This is a genomic window from Janthinobacterium sp. SUN128 (genome assembly GCF_030587275.1).
GTDB classification, from domain to species: Bacteria; Pseudomonadota; Gammaproteobacteria; order Burkholderiales; family Burkholderiaceae_D; genus Janthinobacterium; species Janthinobacterium lividum.
Window position 1 is genome coordinate 1,159,385 of record NZ_JAPWHY010000001.1, and the last position, 15,924, is coordinate 1,175,308.

A 15,924-nucleotide genomic window follows, 5' to 3' on the forward strand; every position below is an offset into this window, starting at 1 on the left:
TGTAACGACATGCCTCAATTTTTCATCAACCGCCCCGTCTTTGCGTGGGTGGTGGCGGTCTTCATCGTCCTGTTCGGACTGATCGCCATACCGCAATTGCCGATTGCGCGCTTCCCTTCGGTGGCGCCGCCCAGCGTCAGCATCAGCGCCAACTATCCTGGCGCCACGCCGCAAACCATGAACGATTCCGTGGTGGGTCTGATCGAACGCGAACTGTCGGGCGTCAAGCACCTGCTGTATTTCGAGTCGTCCACCGATACCTCGGGTTCGGCCTCGATCACCGTCACCTTCCAGCCGGGCACGAACCCGGAAATGGCGCAGGTGGACGTGCAAAACCGCCTGAAAGCCATCGAACCGCGCCTGCCGCAAGCCGTGCGGCAAAATGGCTTGGCGGTGGAGTCGGCATCGTCCGGCTTCCTGATGATCGTCAGCCTGATTTCCGAGAATGGCCAGCATGACGAAGTGGCGCTGGGCGACTACCTGGCGCGCAACGTGACGGAAGAACTGCGCCGCATTCCCGGCGTGGGCAAGGTGCAGCTGTTCGGCTCCGAGCGGGCCATGCGCATCTGGGTCGATCCGGCCAAGCTGGTGTCGTACAACATCGCCATGGGCGAGCTGACGGCCGCCATCGCGCAGCAAAATGCGCAGATCGCCCCGGGCCGCCTGGGCGATTCGCCCGCCGTGCACGGCCAGCGCGTCACGATTCCGCTGACGGTGCAGGGCCAGCTGCAAACGCCGGCCGAATTTGCCGCCATCGTGCTGCGCGCGAATGCGGATGGCTCGAAAGTGACCATCGGCGACGTGGCGAAAGTGTCGCTGGGCGCGCAAAGCTTCAATTTCAGCATCCGCGAAAACGGCCAGGCCGCTTCGGGCGCCGCCATCATGCTGTCGCCGGGCGCCAACGCCGTGCAGACGGCCAGCGCCGTGCGCGCGCGCATGGCCGAACTGGCGCACACCATGCCGGCCGGGATCAAGTATTCGGTGCCCTTCGATACGGCGCCGTTCGTGAAGATCTCGATCGAAAAGGTCGTCGTTACCCTGCTGGAAGCGATGGTGCTGGTGTTCCTCGTCATGTATCTGTTCCTGCAAAAGATACGCTATACGCTGATTCCCGCCATCGTCGCGCCGATTGCCCTGATGGGCACCTTCACGGTGATGCTGATGGCCGGCTATTCCGTCAACGTGCTGACCATGTTCGGCATGGTGCTGGCGATCGGCATCATCGTCGACGATGCCATCGTCGTGGTGGAAGCCGTCGAGCGCCTGATGGCGACCGAAGGCTTGTCGCCGAAGGAGGCGACGTCGAAGGCCATGCGCGAAATCACCGGTGCCGTCGTGGGCATCACCCTGGTGCTGACGGCCGTGTTCATCCCGATGGCGCTGGCCAGCGGTTCCGTGGGCGCCATCTACCGCCAGTTCACCCTTGCCATGGCCGTGTCGATCCTGTTCTCGGCCTTTTTGGCGCTGACCCTGACGCCGGCCCTGTGCGCCACCATGTTGAAACCGATCGGTCCGCACGACCATGACAAGAAGGGCTTCTTCCTGTGGTTCGACCGCCAGTTCGAGCGCATGACGGCTCGCTATGAAAAGGGCGTGGTGGCGATGCTCAAACGCGCGGGCCGTTCGATGGTCGTGTATGGCGCCATCGTCGCGGCCCTGGGCGTGGCCTTCATGCAGCTGCCTTCGGCCTTTTTGCCGGAAGAAGACCAGGGCTACTTCATCACCTCGATCCAGCTGCCGTCCGACGCCACCATGGAGCGCACGCTCGATGTCGTCAAACTGTACGAGCAGCACGTGGCCACGCGGCCCGGCATCGAAGTGAATCAGTCGATCCTCGGCTTCAGCTTTTCTGGCGCGGGGCCGAACGCGGGCCTGGCCTTCACCATGCTGAAGGACTGGAAACAGCGCAACGGCGCCACGGCGCAGGAAGAAGTGGCGCTGGCGCAGGAAGCCATGTCGCAGGCGAAGGAGGGCGTGATCATGAGCCTGATGCCGCCCGCCATCGATGAACTGGGCAACTCGTCCGGCTTTTCCATGCGCTTGCAAGACCGCGCCAACCAGGGTATCGCTGCCCTGCAGGCGGCGCAGAACCAGCTGCTGGGCCTGGCCGCGCAAAGCAGCAAGGTGGCGGGCGTGTATCCGGACGGCTTGCCGCCGGGCGCCAGCGTGCGTCTCGATATCGACCGCACCAAGGCGGAAGCGCTGGGCGTGTCGTTTACGGCCATTGCCGACATGCTGACGGCAGCCATGGGGTCGACCTATGTCCACGATTTTCCGAATGCTGGCCGCATGCAGCAGGTGATCATCCAGGCCGATGCGCCGTCGCGCATGCAGTTGAACGACGTGCTGGCCCTGCGCATCCGCAATAACGCGGGCGGCATGGTGGCCTTGGGCGAACTGGTGCGCCCCGTGTGGAGCGAGTCGCCGCTGCAACTGGTGCGCTACCAGGGTTATCCTGCGGCGCGCATTTCGGGCAGCGCGGCGCCGGGCGTATCGAGCGGCGACGCCATGCTGGAAATGGAGCGCCTGGTGAAACAGCTGCCGCCCGGCTTCGCGCTGGCGTGGACGGGGCAGTCGCTGCAAGAGAAGGAATCGGCGTCGCAAGCGCCCATGCTGATGGCGCTGTCGATGCTGGTGGTCTTCCTCGTGCTGGCGGCCCTGTATGAAAGCTGGAGCATTCCCGTGTCCGTGATGCTGGTCGTGCCTTTGGGCTTGCTGGGCGCCGTGCTGGCCGTGATGTTGCGCGGCATGCCGAACGATGTGTTCTTCAAGGTGGGCATGATCACGATCATCGGCCTGTCGGCGAAGAATGCGATCCTGATCGTCGAATATGCGCGCCAGCTGCAGGCGCAGGGCAAGGGACTGGTCGAGGCGACGGTGGAAGCGGCCCGCTTGCGTTTGCGTCCGATCTTGATGACGTCCTTGGCCTTCGCGCTGGGTGTCGTGCCGCTGATGCTGGCCACGGGCGCCAGCGCCGAAACGCAGCATGCGATCGGCACGGGCGTGTTCGGCGGCATGATTACCGCCACCGTGCTGGCCGTGTTTTTCGTGCCCGTGTTCTTTGTCGTGGTGCTGGGCGCCGTCGACAAGATGGGCAGCTATTTCAACAAACGCAGTAATCGCATCGCCGTCAAGGCGGTGGAAGGGGAGTTGTAATGCGTTGGTTTCATCTGTTACCGATCGCCGGGCTGTTGTCGGCGTGTTCATTGACGCCGCCGCTGGTCAAGCCGGCGGCGCCGATACCGGCCAGCTATGGCGAGGTCGCCGCGCCAGGCATGGCCGACACTGCGGCCGACCTGGGCTGGCGCCAGATGCTGCTCGATGCGCGCCTGCAGCGCCTGGTCGACATCGCACTGGAAAACAACCGCGACTTGCGCGTGGCGTCCCTTAACGTGGAAGCCGTGCGGGCCCAGTACCAGATCCAGGATGCGGGCCGCTATCCGGCCATCGGCGCGAATGCGGGCGGCGTGCGCCAGCGCGGCGCCGACGCGGTGACCCAAAACCAGTTCACTTCCGGCATCGCCATGAGCGCGTTCGAGATCGACCTGTTCGGCCGCCTGCGGTCCTTGTCGGACGCGGCGTTTGCGCGCTACCTGGCCACGCAGCAGGGCCAGCGCGCCGCGCACATGGCCCTGATCGGCGCCGTCGCCGATGCGTACCTGGAACAGCGGCTGGCCGAGGAGCAGCTGGCGCTGGCGCGGCAAACCCTGCTTGACTGGCGCCAGGCTTTGACCCTGACGCAGCGCCTGCACGGCGCGCAGCAGGGCAGCGGCCTGGACGTGGCGCAGGCGGAAGGACAGGCGGCCACGGCGGAAGCGGACGTGCAGGCCCGGGAGCGGGCCAGCGCCTTGGCCCGCAACAGCCTGGAACTGCTGCTGGGCGCGCCGCTGCCAACGGACTTGCCGGCGGGCCGGCCGCTCGATGGCCAGCCCGTGCTGACGCAGCTGCCGCCCGGCCTGCCGTCGGACTTGCTGGCGCGCCGTCCCGACATCCTGCAGGCGGAATACGCGCTGGTGGCGGCGAATGCGGAAATCGGCGCCGCCCGCGCCGCCTTCTTCCCCCGTCTGTCGCTGACGGCGTCGCTGGGCTTTGCCAGCCCTGAGCTCGGCGACCTGTTCCGTGGCAGCGCGCGCAGCTGGTCGTTCGCGCCGCAAGTGACGCAGCCGCTGTTCCAGGGCGGCCAGCTGCGCGCGGAATTGCAACTGTCGCGCCTGCGCAAGGACGTGGCCGTGCTGCAATACGAGCAGGCCATCCAGGCGGCCTTCCGCGACGTGCGCGACGGGCTGGCCGGCAGCGCCACGTATGCGCAGCAGATCGATGCGCAGCAGCGCGTGGTGGTCGCGGCGCAGCAGCGCCAGCGGCTGTCGCAGCTGCGCTACGATGCGGGCCAGGACAGCCGCCTGGAATTGCTCGACGCGCAGCGCCAGTCGTATGCGGCCCAGCAAACCCTGCTCGACGTGCGGCGCGACCAGTTCAAGTCGTCCGTGGCCCTGTACAAGGCGCTGGGGGGAGGGCTGGCGGAGTAGCCCGCCTTGCGGGGTGGCGGCCAGCCGGGCGTGGGCTTGCCAGGCTACGCGCCGGGCCAGTCGATCAACAGCGGTTGCGGCATCCACGGGTGCCGGATGGCAGCCAGGTTCCACGGCAAGCGGCTCAGCAGTACATCGAAGGGATTGCGCGCGACAGCCAGCGTGCATTTCCCGTCGCCTTTTTGCAGTCGGCCTTCGCGCTGCAGAAAGACCTGGCGCAATCCCTCGGGCGAGGTTTGTCCCACCGCTGGCCAATGGCGCATCACGGCGGCCAGCACTTGTTCGCACAGGGCCCGTTCTTCTTCGCCGAGGTCGACGGGTGGAGCAGGGAAGTCCGGTTCCAGGCCGCACAGCAGCTTGTTCAGCAGCAATTGCTGCTCCGGTGCACCGCTCCTGCCATCGACCAGGTATTGCAGCAAGTGAACGGCGTGCGCGCCGTGTTCGCCGCGCAGCTGCGGCCTGCCATCGCCGCCAGTGGCGAGCAAGTCCAGCCGCTGGAACATTGCCGGCAGGAACGGGTGGAGCAGCACCAGGCCGGCGTTCCTGATGCCGGCGATGTCAGGCGAATTTGCAGCGTCGTTCATGCGTTTATCCCGTCTGTTACGCTGTAAACGCCCCGATCGGGCGGTTGCGCGCCAGGCTCCAGCCTGTCGTGTACTGGGTACCGGGCTGGCCATCCGCCTGCTGCACGCTGTGGCTCCAGAGTATTTCCGTAAAGCTCAGCTTGAACTGCTCGGTGGGCATGTCGTCGGGATGGGTTTGCAGCTGGATTTCGCTGATCAGGGCGTCTCGCAGGGCAATGGTGATGATGTTGGCCGTCTTGCCGCTCGAATAACGGGCGATGTACAGCCTGGTCGGCTGGGCCGCACCCCTGCCCAGTGGCTCGGCGCGCAGGCACAGTTCATACAGCTTGATGGACGTCTGGTCGACATATTTGACGCAGGTAAATTCCGTGATCACGGGCCGCCCTGACGTGCGCGCCGAATTGCTGACGTCCGTCGTCATTTGCTGTTTCATGCCCTGGTGCAGCGAGACCAGCTCGATGCACGGGCCCAGGTCCTGCAGGGCGCCGCCATCGCGCCAGATGGCGTCGATGCCGGCGCTGCCACCGTCCGGCGTCTTGCCGAACACGAGTTCCGGGTTGCCGGGTTCCAGCAAGATCAAATCCATATTTGTCACTCCTGTCATCGGGAAAACAGCGTCGTGCGTTCCTATAGCCGGCCACGCAGCGGATGCGGCTTTGTCCAGCCAGCTTCGCCATGGCTATCGACAAAGCACACTTTCAGCTGTGCCATGCCCTGTGACGTAAAGTACGCGTGAACATTGGCGCTCTGGCGTTCGCGCGTGATGAACCACAGCGCGTCGCCGTGTGCCAGGCCCCGACTGCCCACCCGGTGCACGAGCAGGTCGGCGCTGCCGCGGTCCACCAGGGCCACGCGCACGCGCGCCTCGCCCATCGTTGCTGTCTGATATACGGTTGTCACCAGCGCCTCCTTTTTCGCAAGCTGTGTTGCCGTGGGACTATACACCGGATTAGTTATCTAAAGATAACAACAAGGCCGGAAGGCCGGAGTATTTTTTCCGCTTGCATGCCATGGCAGCCGCGCGGCCTGGGTATAGGCTGGAGCGCCGTCATCGGCGCTTGCGTCGCCTTGCATGCACTGCGCGTCGTGTCGGTTGTGGGAAGCACCTACCCGATCCATTGGACCGCAGATGGCAAGGCACCGCCGGCGCAATTGCCGGCGTGTGGCGTCCCAAGATAATTTCAAACTAACAAGTATGCCGCCATTTTGATGTTATTATTAAAATAACATCACTATTCCTCATTTCACGATGCTGGCCTAGTGTATTTCCTGGTTCACATTTCAAAAGGAGCATGCATGCGTCAGTCCCACGTTGCGCTGTTGTTATCGGTTTGTATGGGCGGAGCGCAGGCCGCGCCCGCGATCCTGGCTTTCGATGCCGATCACCTGAAGGTGGTTGAAGGCCAGCCGGTGCGCCTCCAATGGGAGGTAAGCGGGGCCGCCACGGTCATGCTGAATGGCGTGCCGGTCAGCGGCAATAGCCAGATCGTCAGGTATGCCGCCGGCGATGCTTCAACGCTGCGCCATACCTTGACGGCCAGCACTCCCGGCGAGCCGGAAACGGCCACGCGCACCATCGAACTGTCTCCCGGCGTTGTGCTGGACAAGGACTACATTCCCGAAGCGTATGCGGCCGGCTGCAAACCCGTGCAGGAGCGCGATTTTGTCATGGGCCATGAGTTTCCCCGCATCGAGCCGCGCGACTGCACTTCCGTGAAGGTGCGTAATCCCGTGTTTGTCTGGCCTGACTTTTATAACGTCGCAGAGATGGTGTTGACGCTTAACTTTCCCAGTGGAAAGAGTCCATTGAGTATCACCACGACCCGCACATCGCTGATCCTGCCCGAGCTGTTGAGCGAAACCGGGCTGTACACGTGGCAGGTGCAGTATCACTTTCCGGACGGCCAAGTCAGGACCGGCGTGGTCCGGCGTTTTCATTTCGACGGCAATGCCATCGACAACCTGCTCGATCTGCCCACCGCCGCCGAAGTCATCTCCAGGATAGGACAGCGTTTGCACCCACGCCTGATTCCGCTGGCGGCGAATGGGCAGGTCATGCAGATGTCGGCCATCCACGCCGCCGTGCAGGCCAGTCCCCTGGCGGCATCCTACAAAACGTACCTGGCCGAGGCGGAGCAGGTACTGGCCAATACACTGTACGCCATGCCTGCGGAACCCATCGGCCAGAAACCCGCCCCTGTCACCGACGCATCGTTCAGGGCGGCCCAGGGAATTGAGCGGCTGCTTGTGGCTGCGCTGGTCAAGGGTGACCAGCGGTATCGCGCGCAGGCCATCGCCCGCCTGCTGCAGCTGGCCAGCTGGGCTACGGACGGCGTGACCGGCGAATGCCAGGAGGATCAGGCCAACAGGCTGATCATGGTGGCCCTGGCGCAAGGTTTGGACATGCTTTACTACAACATGACCAGGGCGGACCGCTATGTACTCATCAAGGCGATCAACGAGCGGCTCAATCCGCTGATGTACAAGATGGAGGCGGGTTTACGCGCCAATCCGTATGACTCCCATGTCCTGGCCGCCGCCTACTATGCGGTGCAAACCCTGATGCTGTCGGCCGGCTCCGTCGGCCAGGGACCTGGCGGCGACGTGACGTTTGAACAGGGGGCGGAATATGGCAAGTCCTGCAGTGCAAAAGACAAGCCGCTGGCGCCGGTTAGCCGTTTCTCCACTGCCTGGGAAACGCTGATCACGAGTTCGGGCACGTGGGGAGGCGGCACGGACAGCGGGTTTGGCAACGGCATCAATTATGCCTGGAACGCGCTCAACTCGTATGCACCGGCCATGGCTTCGTATCTGTTGATGGCCAATGTGGATCTCAGCCTTATCCCCGCGCTGCAGCAGTTCGGCGACAATTTCCATGCGCAAACGGTGCGGAACCGCTGGAGCAAGGTGCGCGGCGCCTTCGGCGACGGCAGCAACCTGACGGGAAACTATGAATCCTATGCCTGGAACTCCTACCGCCTGTTCTCCCAGATATCGCAAAATCCTGTCGACGAATGGTATTACCGTGACCGTATTGAGCAGACCCAGTCGCTGGCCTTGCCCTTCCATCATTACTTCCTCACTGCAGTCAGGCCACCCGTTGAACCCGCCTTACTCCCTGCATTGAAACGGACGTATCTGTTCGAGGATGCGGGCGTAGTCGCCATGCACTCCAATACGGCCGATCCGCAGCGTTCCAGCCTGTTTTTCCGTTCCAGCCGTCTCGGCGCCATCAACCACAGCCATGCGGATAACAATGCGTTTACCTTTGTGTCAAAAGGGAAGAGTATTTTCATTTCGGGCGGCATCTATAATGAATTTGGCAGTCTGCAGGAGCAGCAGATCAGGCGCGCCACGCGCTACAAGAATGCGCTGACGTTCGACGCGGGCGAGGGATATGAGGACGCCGGCCTGGGCCAGGCGGAGCCGGCGGTCAACCCCGTTGCGCCGGGAGGGCCGCTGTTTTATATGCAGCCACATGGCAGGCTGATCAATTTTCATGCGGCCGAGACGAGCGACTGGTCGGTTGCCACCGGAGATGCCACGGCCGCCTACCGCAGCCGCGACATAACAACGGCGCTCTGGAATCCCTTGCTGCAAGGGGCGGTGCGCACCGTCGCCTATAACCCGAAGGCAGGCGTGGCCCTGATCTACGATTGGGCGGAGAGTGCGACCAAACGCCGCTGGCAGATGAATTACCAGACGCTGGTGGCGCCGTCGGACATCGGCGCGCGGGAATTCAAGGTCGACGCGGGCGATGGCGTCAGCGTCTGCGTCAATTATCACGGCTATGACGGAACGTATGCGGCGCCGGAAAAGATGTCCGAAGTGGCCCGGCATGCGGGTCTGGCATGGCCGACAGGCGCGCCTGAGCAATATCACACCGCATACAAGACCAATATACGCAGCAATTCCATGGCCAGCCTGATCGTCTTGAAGGAAGACTGCAATGCCGTTGCCGTGACGGCCGAATATTTGTCGCCGACCAAGTTGCTCGTCAAGGTCGATGCGAGCTGGTTCATTTTCGATAAAAAGGCGGTACAGCTCTCGGAATAGGAAAAGGCGTGCCGGTGCCGCGCCGGCCGGCTGCCATGCGGGCAGGTGAATGATGGCTTTGATTCTATTTGATATTTCCAGTATTATGGAATTATTTATTCATTCACCGGCTTCGGCGCTATCGCCTGCCTTGCCGCCTTCTCCGGAACCTCACCGCATGCTGACCGCTTTCCTGATCTTTCTTGCTACATTAACCCTCGTCATCTGGCAGCCGCGCGGCCTGGGCATCGGCTGGAGCGCCGTCATCGGCGCCTGTGTCGCCTTGCTGGCCGGCGTGATCCACTGGGGCGACATCCCCGTCGTCTGGCATATCGTGTGGAACGCCACCGGCACCTTCATCGCCGTGATCATCATCAGCCTGCTGCTGGACGCGGCCGGCTTCTTCGAATGGGCCGCGCTGCACGTGGCGCGCTGGGGCGGGGGCAGCGGACGAAAACTGTTCGTGCTGCTGGTCTTGCTGGGCGCGCTCGTTTCCGCCGTGTTCGCCAATGACGGCGCCGCGCTGATCCTGACGCCCATCGTCATCGCCATGCTGCGGGCGCTGAAGTTTTCCGCCAAGGCCACGCTGGCCTACGTGATGGCGGCCGGTTTCATCGCCGACACGGCCAGCCTGCCGCTGGTGGTGTCGAACCTGGTGAATATCGTCTCGGCCGATTTCTTCAAGATCGGCTTTGCCGAATATGCGTCCGTGATGGTGCCCGTCAACGTCGTCGCCGTGGGCGCCACCCTGGGGGCCTTGCTGCTCTTTTTTCACCGGGATATTCCCCGCGACTATGCAGTGGCGCAGCTGAAGCGCCCGGACGCCGCCATCCGCGACCTCGGCACCTTCCGCGCCGGCTGGCTGGTGCTGGCGCTGCTGCTGGTGGGATTTTTCTCGCAAGAAGCCTTGGGCGTGCCCATCAGCCTGATCGCCGCCGTGGGCGCCGCGCTGTTGCTGGGCGTGGCCGGCAAGGGCCACGTGATTTCCACGCGCCACGTGCTGCGCCATGCGCCGTGGCACATCGTCGTCTTTTCGCTGGGCATGTACCTGGTCGTGTACGGCTTGCGCAATGCGGGTTTGACGGCTTACCTGACGGACATGCTGAACCACTTTGCGCAGTACGGCGTGTGGGGCGCGGCCATGGGCACGGGCGTGCTGACGGCCTTGCTGTCGTCCGTGATGAACAACCTGCCGACGGTGCTCGTCGGCGCGCTGGCCATCGACCCGACGACGGCGCAGGGGGCCGCGCGCGAAGCGATGATCTACGCGAACGTCATCGGCAGCGACCTGGGCCCGAAGATCACGCCCATCGGCAGCCTGGCCACCTTGCTGTGGTTGCATGTGCTCGACAGCAAGAACATCCACATTTCCTGGGGATACTATTTCCGCGTCGGCATCGTGCTGACCGTGCCAGTGCTGCTGGTGACCCTGGCCGCGCTGGCGCTGCGCCTGGGGTGATGTCAGAGGGGAAGATAGTTAACTAGACGACCGGTCATATTTTTTGCTATACTGGCTGCATGAGCAAAAAATCCTCCGCTGACATGCGCCAGCACCTGATCGACATCGCCAAGGCCTTGATGGCCGAGAAGGGCTATACGGCCGTGGGCCTGGCCGAACTGGTGGCGGCGGCCGGCGTGCCGAAGGGTTCCTTCTACTATTACTTCAAGTCGAAGGAAGAGTTTGGCCAAGCCTTGCTCGATGATTATTTCACCACCTATTTGCAGACGGTCGACGCCTTGCTGGCGGGGCCTGGCAATGCCCGCGAGCGTTTGCTGGCCTATTTTGACTACTGGCGCGCGACGCAGGCCAGCAGCGCGCCGGAAGGCAAGTGCCTGGTGGTCAAGCTGGGCGCTGAAGTGTGCGACTTGTCCGTGGACATGGGCGCCGTGCTGCAGCAGGGCACGGGCGCCATCCTGGACCGCCTGACGCAGTGCGTGGAAGCGGGCCATCTCGACGGTTCCTTGGCGGAGGCAATGCCGGCGCGCGTGCTGGCCGAATCCCTTTACCAGTTGTGGCTGGGCGCGTCCCTGATGGTCAAGGTGGCCAGGAGCGGCGGACCGTTCGACGCTGCCATGGCGACCACGCAACGGCTGCTGTCGTAGCCGTTTTTTTGACCATTAACTAGACGACCGGTCAGTTATTGCCGGTTTTTTCTGACTTAACATGAAAGCAATACGATGACCGAACAGCATGAAAGCGATTTATTTTCCCCGGTCGATCTGGGCGCGCTGGCATTGGCCAACCGCATCGTCATGGCGCCGCTCACGCGCAGCCGCATGGGCGACGATGGCGTGCCGAACGCCTTGCACGCCGAGTATTACGCCCAGCGCGCCAGCGCCGGCCTGATCATCAGCGAAGCGACGAATATTTCGGCCCAGGGCCGCGGCTATGCTCTGACACCGGGAATCTGGACGGACGAGCAGGTGGCCGGCTGGAAGCTGGTCACCGATGCCGTGCATGCGGCCGGCGGCAAGATCGTTTGCCAGCTGTGGCATGTGGGACGGTTTTCGCATGCCAGCCTGCAGCCCGATGGCGCCGCGCCCGTCGCGCCATCGGCCATCCGCGCCGAGGGCAGCACCTACACCGCCAGCGGCATGCAGCCCGTGTCCATGCCGCGCGCGCTGGCAACGGGGGAAATCGCCGGCATCGTCGCGCAGTATGCACATGCGGCCGCATGCGCGCTGCGCGCCGGTTTCGATGGCGTCGAAGTGCATTCGGCCAACAGCTACCTGCTCGACCAGTTCTTGCGGGACTCGACCAACCGGCGCACGGACGCTTATGGCGGCAGCATCGAAAACCGCGCGCGGCTGACCTTGGAGGTAACGCACGCCGTAGTGAAAGTGTGGGGCGCGGCGCGGGTCGGCATCCGCCTGTCTCCCGTCACGCCCGACGCGGGCAACACGCCGATCGACAGCGACGTGATGGCCACCTATGGCTACCTGATCGAACAGTTGAACCGGCATGGACTGGCCTACCTGCACTTCGTCGAGGGCGCCACGGCCACCTCGCGCGATGTGCCCGATGGCGTCGACCTCGATGCGCTGCGGGCGCTGTTCAACGGCCCCTACATCGGCAACAACCACTATGACTTGCCGCTGGCGCAGGCGCGCCGCGCGCAAGGCAAGGTCGATGCGGTGGCGTTTGGCCGTCCCTTCATCGCCAACCCGGATCTGGTGGCGCGACTGCGCCATGGCGTGGCGCTGGCCGTGGCGCCGCGCGAGGCGTATTACGGCGGTGGCGCCAACGGCTACACCGACTGGCCCGCCAGTCAGTTCTGATTTCTCTTCACCCACCCAAGGAGCGCAACATGAACAACACCACGTATGTGCAGGATTACCAGGCGATTGTCGCCGTGCTGAATCAATACAATGCGGGCGGCGCGCAGGCCGACAGCAGCATCATGCGCCCGGCTTTCAGCAGCCAGGCCACCATTTTCGGCGTCGATGGCGGCGATAAACTGACGGGCGGACCCATCGAAGGCCTGTTCGAGATCATCGACAGCGCCTTCCGGCCATCGCCGCAGGCGAAGGCGGCCATCGTGCGCGTCGACATCGTGGGCACGGCGGCCAGCGCGCGTGTCGATACGGACGATATCTCGGGTTTCCGCTTTACCGACTTTTTCAATTTGCTCAAGGTGCAGGGCGAGTGGACCATCGTCAGCAAGATCTATCACACGCACGCGGGCGCCTGATGCACTGGCTGGGCGCCCGATGCTGTATCGTGTGGCGTCCAGCATGCGGGGAGAAGCAATGAAACTGATACTGATAGGCGCCACGGGCCTGGTGGGCCGCGAAGTGCTGCGCCTGGCGCTGAGTGACGCGCGCGTCACGAACATCGTCGCGCCCGTGCGCAAAGCCTTGCCGGCGCATCCCAAGCTGGACGCACCCCTTGTCGATTTCGACCGCTTGCCGGCGGATGCGCCCTGGTGGCAGGCCGATGCCGTTATCTGCACCCTGGGCACGACCATGAAGGTGGCGGGCACGCGGCAGGCCTTCCGGCGGGTCGACCATGGCTATCCGCTGGCCGCGGCGCGGCTGGCGCTGGCGGCGGGCACGCCCACGTATGCGCTCAATTCCGCCGCCGGCGCCGACGCGGCCTCGCGCTTTTTCTATAACCGCGTCAAGGGCGAGCTGGAACGCGACCTGGAAGCGCTGGGTTTCAGATCGCTCACGCACGTGCGGCCGGGCCTGATCGGCGGCGAACGCGATGAGGCGCGGGCGGGCGAGGGCGCCGCCTTGCGCATCCTGCGCGTGCTGGCTCCCGTGCTGCCGCGCCGCTGGCGCATCAATCCCGCGCCGCGCATCGCCAGCGCCTTGCTGGAAGCGGCGATTGCCGCCGCGCCGGGCGTGCACATGGTGACGTCCGAGCACCTTTTGTGAACGCGCCCCCGTATAATTCTCGTTCATCTACTTGCGAGTACAGACAATGCAGACAGTACGTGTTTACCAGGCCAGCGACCGCGACGCCTGCCTGGCCCTCTTCGACGGCAATACGCCGCGCTTTTTCGACCCTTCGGAGCGCGTCCGTTTTGCCGCCTGGATTGATGCAGCGGCGCAGCCCTATCTTGTCATCGAGCGCGTCATCGATGGTGATGCGCGCATCGTCGCCTGCGGCGGCCACGCCATCGAGGCGGATGGCATGACTGCCAGCCTGTCCTGGGGCATGGTGGCGCAGGATATGCACGCCCAGGGGCTGGGCCAGGCACTGACGCAGGCGCGCCTCGATGCGATCAGCGCCATGCCGCAGCTGACCAGTGTGACCATGAATACCAGCCAGTACACGCAGGGTTTTTATGCGCGCTTCGGCTTCGTGGCCGTGAAGGTGACGCCGGATGGCATCGGACCCGGCCTCGATCAATGGGATATGGTTTTGCCGCTGCCGCGCGCCGGGGGCGTTGATGGCAGCCGCTGACCACCATATCGCCCCGGTGCCGCTGGAAAAAGCCTACCGCCTGCTCAATCACGGTCCGTCCATCCTCGTTTCGGCCCGCCATGGCGGCATCGATAACGTAATGGCCGCCGCCTGGGCCTGCGCCCTCGATTTCGCGCCGCCGAAACTGACCGTGGTGCTGGACAAGGCAACGCGCACGCGCGCGCTGGTCGAAGGCAGCGGCACGTTTGTCATACAGGTGCCGACGGCGGCGCAGTTGCAACTGACCCACGCCGTCGGCACGCACAGCCTCGATGCGCAGCCCGATAAGCTGGCGCGCGCCGGCGTGCAGCTGTTTCACATGGACGGCTTTGATCTGCCGTTCGTGGCCGGCTGCTCCGCCTGGCTGGCCTGCCGTTTGATCCCCGAAGCGCACAACCAGACGGCGTACGACCTGTTCATCGGCGAAGTGGTGGGCGCCTGGGCCGACACGCGCGTGTTCCGCGACGGGCACTGGCATTTCGAACAGGCCGATCCATCCTGGCGCAGCCTGCACTACATCGCCGGCGGGCGCTTCTATGCGATCGGCGAGGCGCTCGATGCTGCCCCGAGCTGACCCGCTGGCGGGCCAGGCCGACACCACGCCGCTCGTCATCGTCGCCAGCAGCGGCACCGGCGGCGACATGCAGCCGTTTATCGCGCTGGCGCAGGGCTTGCAGCAACGGGGCCGGCGCGTGCTGCTGCTGGTGCCGGGCTGGCAGGAAGCGGCCGCGCAAGCCTCGCGGCTGCCATATCACACCTTCGGCAGCGCGGAAGAGGGGCAGGCCATGCTGGACGACCCCGGCTTGTGGGATGAGCGCAAGGGCTGGGGCGTGGTGTGGAATGGCCTCGTGCCGCACCTGGGCGCCGTGCGCGACGTCGTGCAAGGCTTGCCGGCCGATGAGGCTTGCGTGGTGTTGTGCCATCCCATCCTCGTGCCGATGGCGGCCCTGGCGCGCTCCGCGCGGCCGGACCTGCGCATCGTCGCGGCGTATCTCGCGCCATCGAACCTGTGCAGCAGCCATGATTTCCTGGCGGCCGGCTCCTTGCGCATTCCCACCTGGGTGCCGCTGGCCTGGCGCCAGGCCCTGTGGCGCATGATCCACCGCGGCATGATCGATCCGGTCATGCTGCCTGGCCTGAATGGCGCGCGCGCGCAGCACGGCTTGCCGCCGGAAGCGCATTTTTTTGCACACATGCTGGCCGCGCCGGACGCGTCGCTCGGCTTGTTTCCCGCGTGGTTCGCCGCCCCGCAGGCGGACTGGCCGCCGCACTTCGCGCAAGCCGATTTCGCCGGCGCCGCCACGCATGGCGCTGCAGCGCTGCCACCGGAGCTGGAACGTTTTCTGGGCGAGGGCGAGCCACCCATCGTGTTTACGCCCGGTACCGGGCACCAGCACGCGCAGCGCTATTTCAGCACCGCCCTCGCAGTCTTGCGGCGGCTGGGACGGCGCGGCCTGTTCCTCACGCCCCATGCGGCGCAACTGCCGCAGCACATGCCGGCCAGCGTCATGTGGCAGGCGCACGCACCGTTTGCGGCGCTATTGCCGCGCGCGGCGGCCGTGGTGCACCATGGCGGCATCGGCACCAGCGCGGACGCCTTCCGCGCGGGCATCCCGCAACTGATCGTGCCGTTCGCGTACGACCAGTTCGACAATGGCTGGCGCGCCAAACGGCTCGGTGTGGGGGATGTCTTGCTGGCCAGGCGCCTGTCGGCGGGGCGCATGCAGCGGCAGCTGGCGCGCCTGCTGGCCGCGCCCGAGGTCAAGCTGGCGTGCGGCGAGGTGGCCCGCCAGATGGGGCAGGGGCTCGAATCAGCGCGCCTGCTGGATCACGTCGAAGCGGCTCTGGCAGCTTAGTCTGCCCAGGG

At 64.7% G+C, this 15,924-nt stretch carries 14 protein-coding genes; 11 read left to right on the forward strand and 3 right to left on the reverse strand.

The annotated features are described in order from the left end of the window. Window positions 1–9: 9 nt before the first annotated feature. A complete protein-coding gene (locus O3297_RS05355) occupies window positions 10–3,156 on the forward strand; it encodes an efflux RND transporter permease subunit (protein ID WP_305047957.1) in 3,147 nt (1,048 codons plus the stop codon). Then, window positions 3,156–4,526 (forward strand): efflux transporter outer membrane subunit, encoded by a 1,371-nt coding sequence (locus O3297_RS05360; RefSeq protein WP_305047958.1) that lies wholly within the window; start codon window positions 3,156–3,158, stop codon window positions 4,524–4,526. The genes O3297_RS05355 and O3297_RS05360 overlap by 1 nt, the downstream gene beginning before the upstream one ends. Window positions 4,527–4,570: 44 nt before the next feature. On the opposite strand, the gene O3297_RS05365 is transcribed toward O3297_RS05360, so the two are convergent. The 3 genes from O3297_RS05365 to O3297_RS05375 are packed head-to-tail and all read right to left on the reverse strand — an operon-like array spanning window position 4,571 to window position 6,010. Continuing rightward, window positions 4,571–5,110, reverse strand: coding sequence for a contractile injection system tape measure protein (locus O3297_RS05365; RefSeq protein ID WP_305047959.1), 540 nt, complete (start codon window positions 5,108–5,110; stop codon window positions 4,571–4,573). Window positions 5,111–5,126: 16 nt separating this feature from the next. Beyond that, complete coding sequence (locus O3297_RS05370) at window positions 5,127–5,696, reverse strand: type VI secretion system tube protein Hcp (RefSeq protein ID WP_305047960.1); 570 nt, start codon at window positions 5,694–5,696, stop codon at window positions 5,127–5,129. A 41-nt stretch (window positions 5,697–5,737) separates the two neighbouring features. Next, entirely contained in the window at window positions 5,738–6,010 is a 273-nt protein-coding gene (locus O3297_RS05375) for a DUF6150 family protein (RefSeq protein WP_305047961.1), read from the reverse strand. 360 nt (window positions 6,011–6,370) lie between these two features. On the opposite strand from O3297_RS05375, the gene O3297_RS05380 reads away from it, so the two are divergent. From O3297_RS05380 to O3297_RS05420, 9 genes are all read left to right on the forward strand, one after another. Then, complete coding sequence (locus O3297_RS05380) at window positions 6,371–9,166, forward strand: DUF4962 domain-containing protein (protein ID WP_305047962.1); 2,796 nt, start codon at window positions 6,371–6,373, stop codon at window positions 9,164–9,166. A gap of 157 nt (window positions 9,167–9,323) precedes the next feature. Further along, the gene (locus tag O3297_RS05385; RefSeq protein WP_305047963.1) at window positions 9,324–10,604 is read left to right on the forward strand and encodes an arsenic transporter; all 1,281 of its coding nucleotides are present in this window, start codon (window positions 9,324–9,326) and stop codon (window positions 10,602–10,604) included. A 59-nt stretch (window positions 10,605–10,663) separates the two neighbouring features. Further along, a complete protein-coding gene (locus O3297_RS05390; RefSeq protein ID WP_305047964.1) occupies window positions 10,664–11,248 on the forward strand; it encodes a TetR/AcrR family transcriptional regulator in 585 nt (194 codons plus the stop codon). 75 nt (window positions 11,249–11,323) lie between these two features. After that, on the forward strand, window positions 11,324–12,424 hold the full coding sequence (locus O3297_RS05395; RefSeq protein ID WP_305047965.1) for an alkene reductase: 1,101 nt from the start codon (window positions 11,324–11,326) through the stop codon (window positions 12,422–12,424). Between the two features lie 29 nt (window positions 12,425–12,453). Continuing rightward, a complete protein-coding gene (locus tag O3297_RS05400) occupies window positions 12,454–12,837 on the forward strand; it encodes a nuclear transport factor 2 family protein (protein WP_070256481.1) in 384 nt (127 codons plus the stop codon). A 58-nt stretch (window positions 12,838–12,895) separates the two neighbouring features. After that, a complete protein-coding gene (locus O3297_RS05405; RefSeq protein ID WP_099387542.1) occupies window positions 12,896–13,525 on the forward strand; it encodes an NAD-dependent dehydratase in 630 nt (209 codons plus the stop codon). A 46-nt stretch (window positions 13,526–13,571) separates the two neighbouring features. Continuing rightward, the gene (locus O3297_RS05410) at window positions 13,572–14,057 is read left to right on the forward strand and encodes a GNAT family N-acetyltransferase (RefSeq protein ID WP_305047966.1); all 486 of its coding nucleotides are present in this window, start codon (window positions 13,572–13,574) and stop codon (window positions 14,055–14,057) included. After that, window positions 14,044–14,631: a flavin reductase family protein gene (locus tag O3297_RS05415; protein ID WP_305047967.1), complete on the forward strand. Its 588-nt coding sequence runs from the start codon at window positions 14,044–14,046 to the stop codon at window positions 14,629–14,631. The genes O3297_RS05410 and O3297_RS05415 overlap by 14 nt, the downstream gene beginning before the upstream one ends. Next, window positions 14,615–15,913, forward strand: coding sequence for a nucleotide disphospho-sugar-binding domain-containing protein (locus tag O3297_RS05420; protein ID WP_305047968.1), 1,299 nt, complete (start codon window positions 14,615–14,617; stop codon window positions 15,911–15,913). Before O3297_RS05415 ends, O3297_RS05420 begins: the two co-directional genes overlap by 17 nt. Window positions 15,914–15,924: the final 11 nt, after the last annotated feature.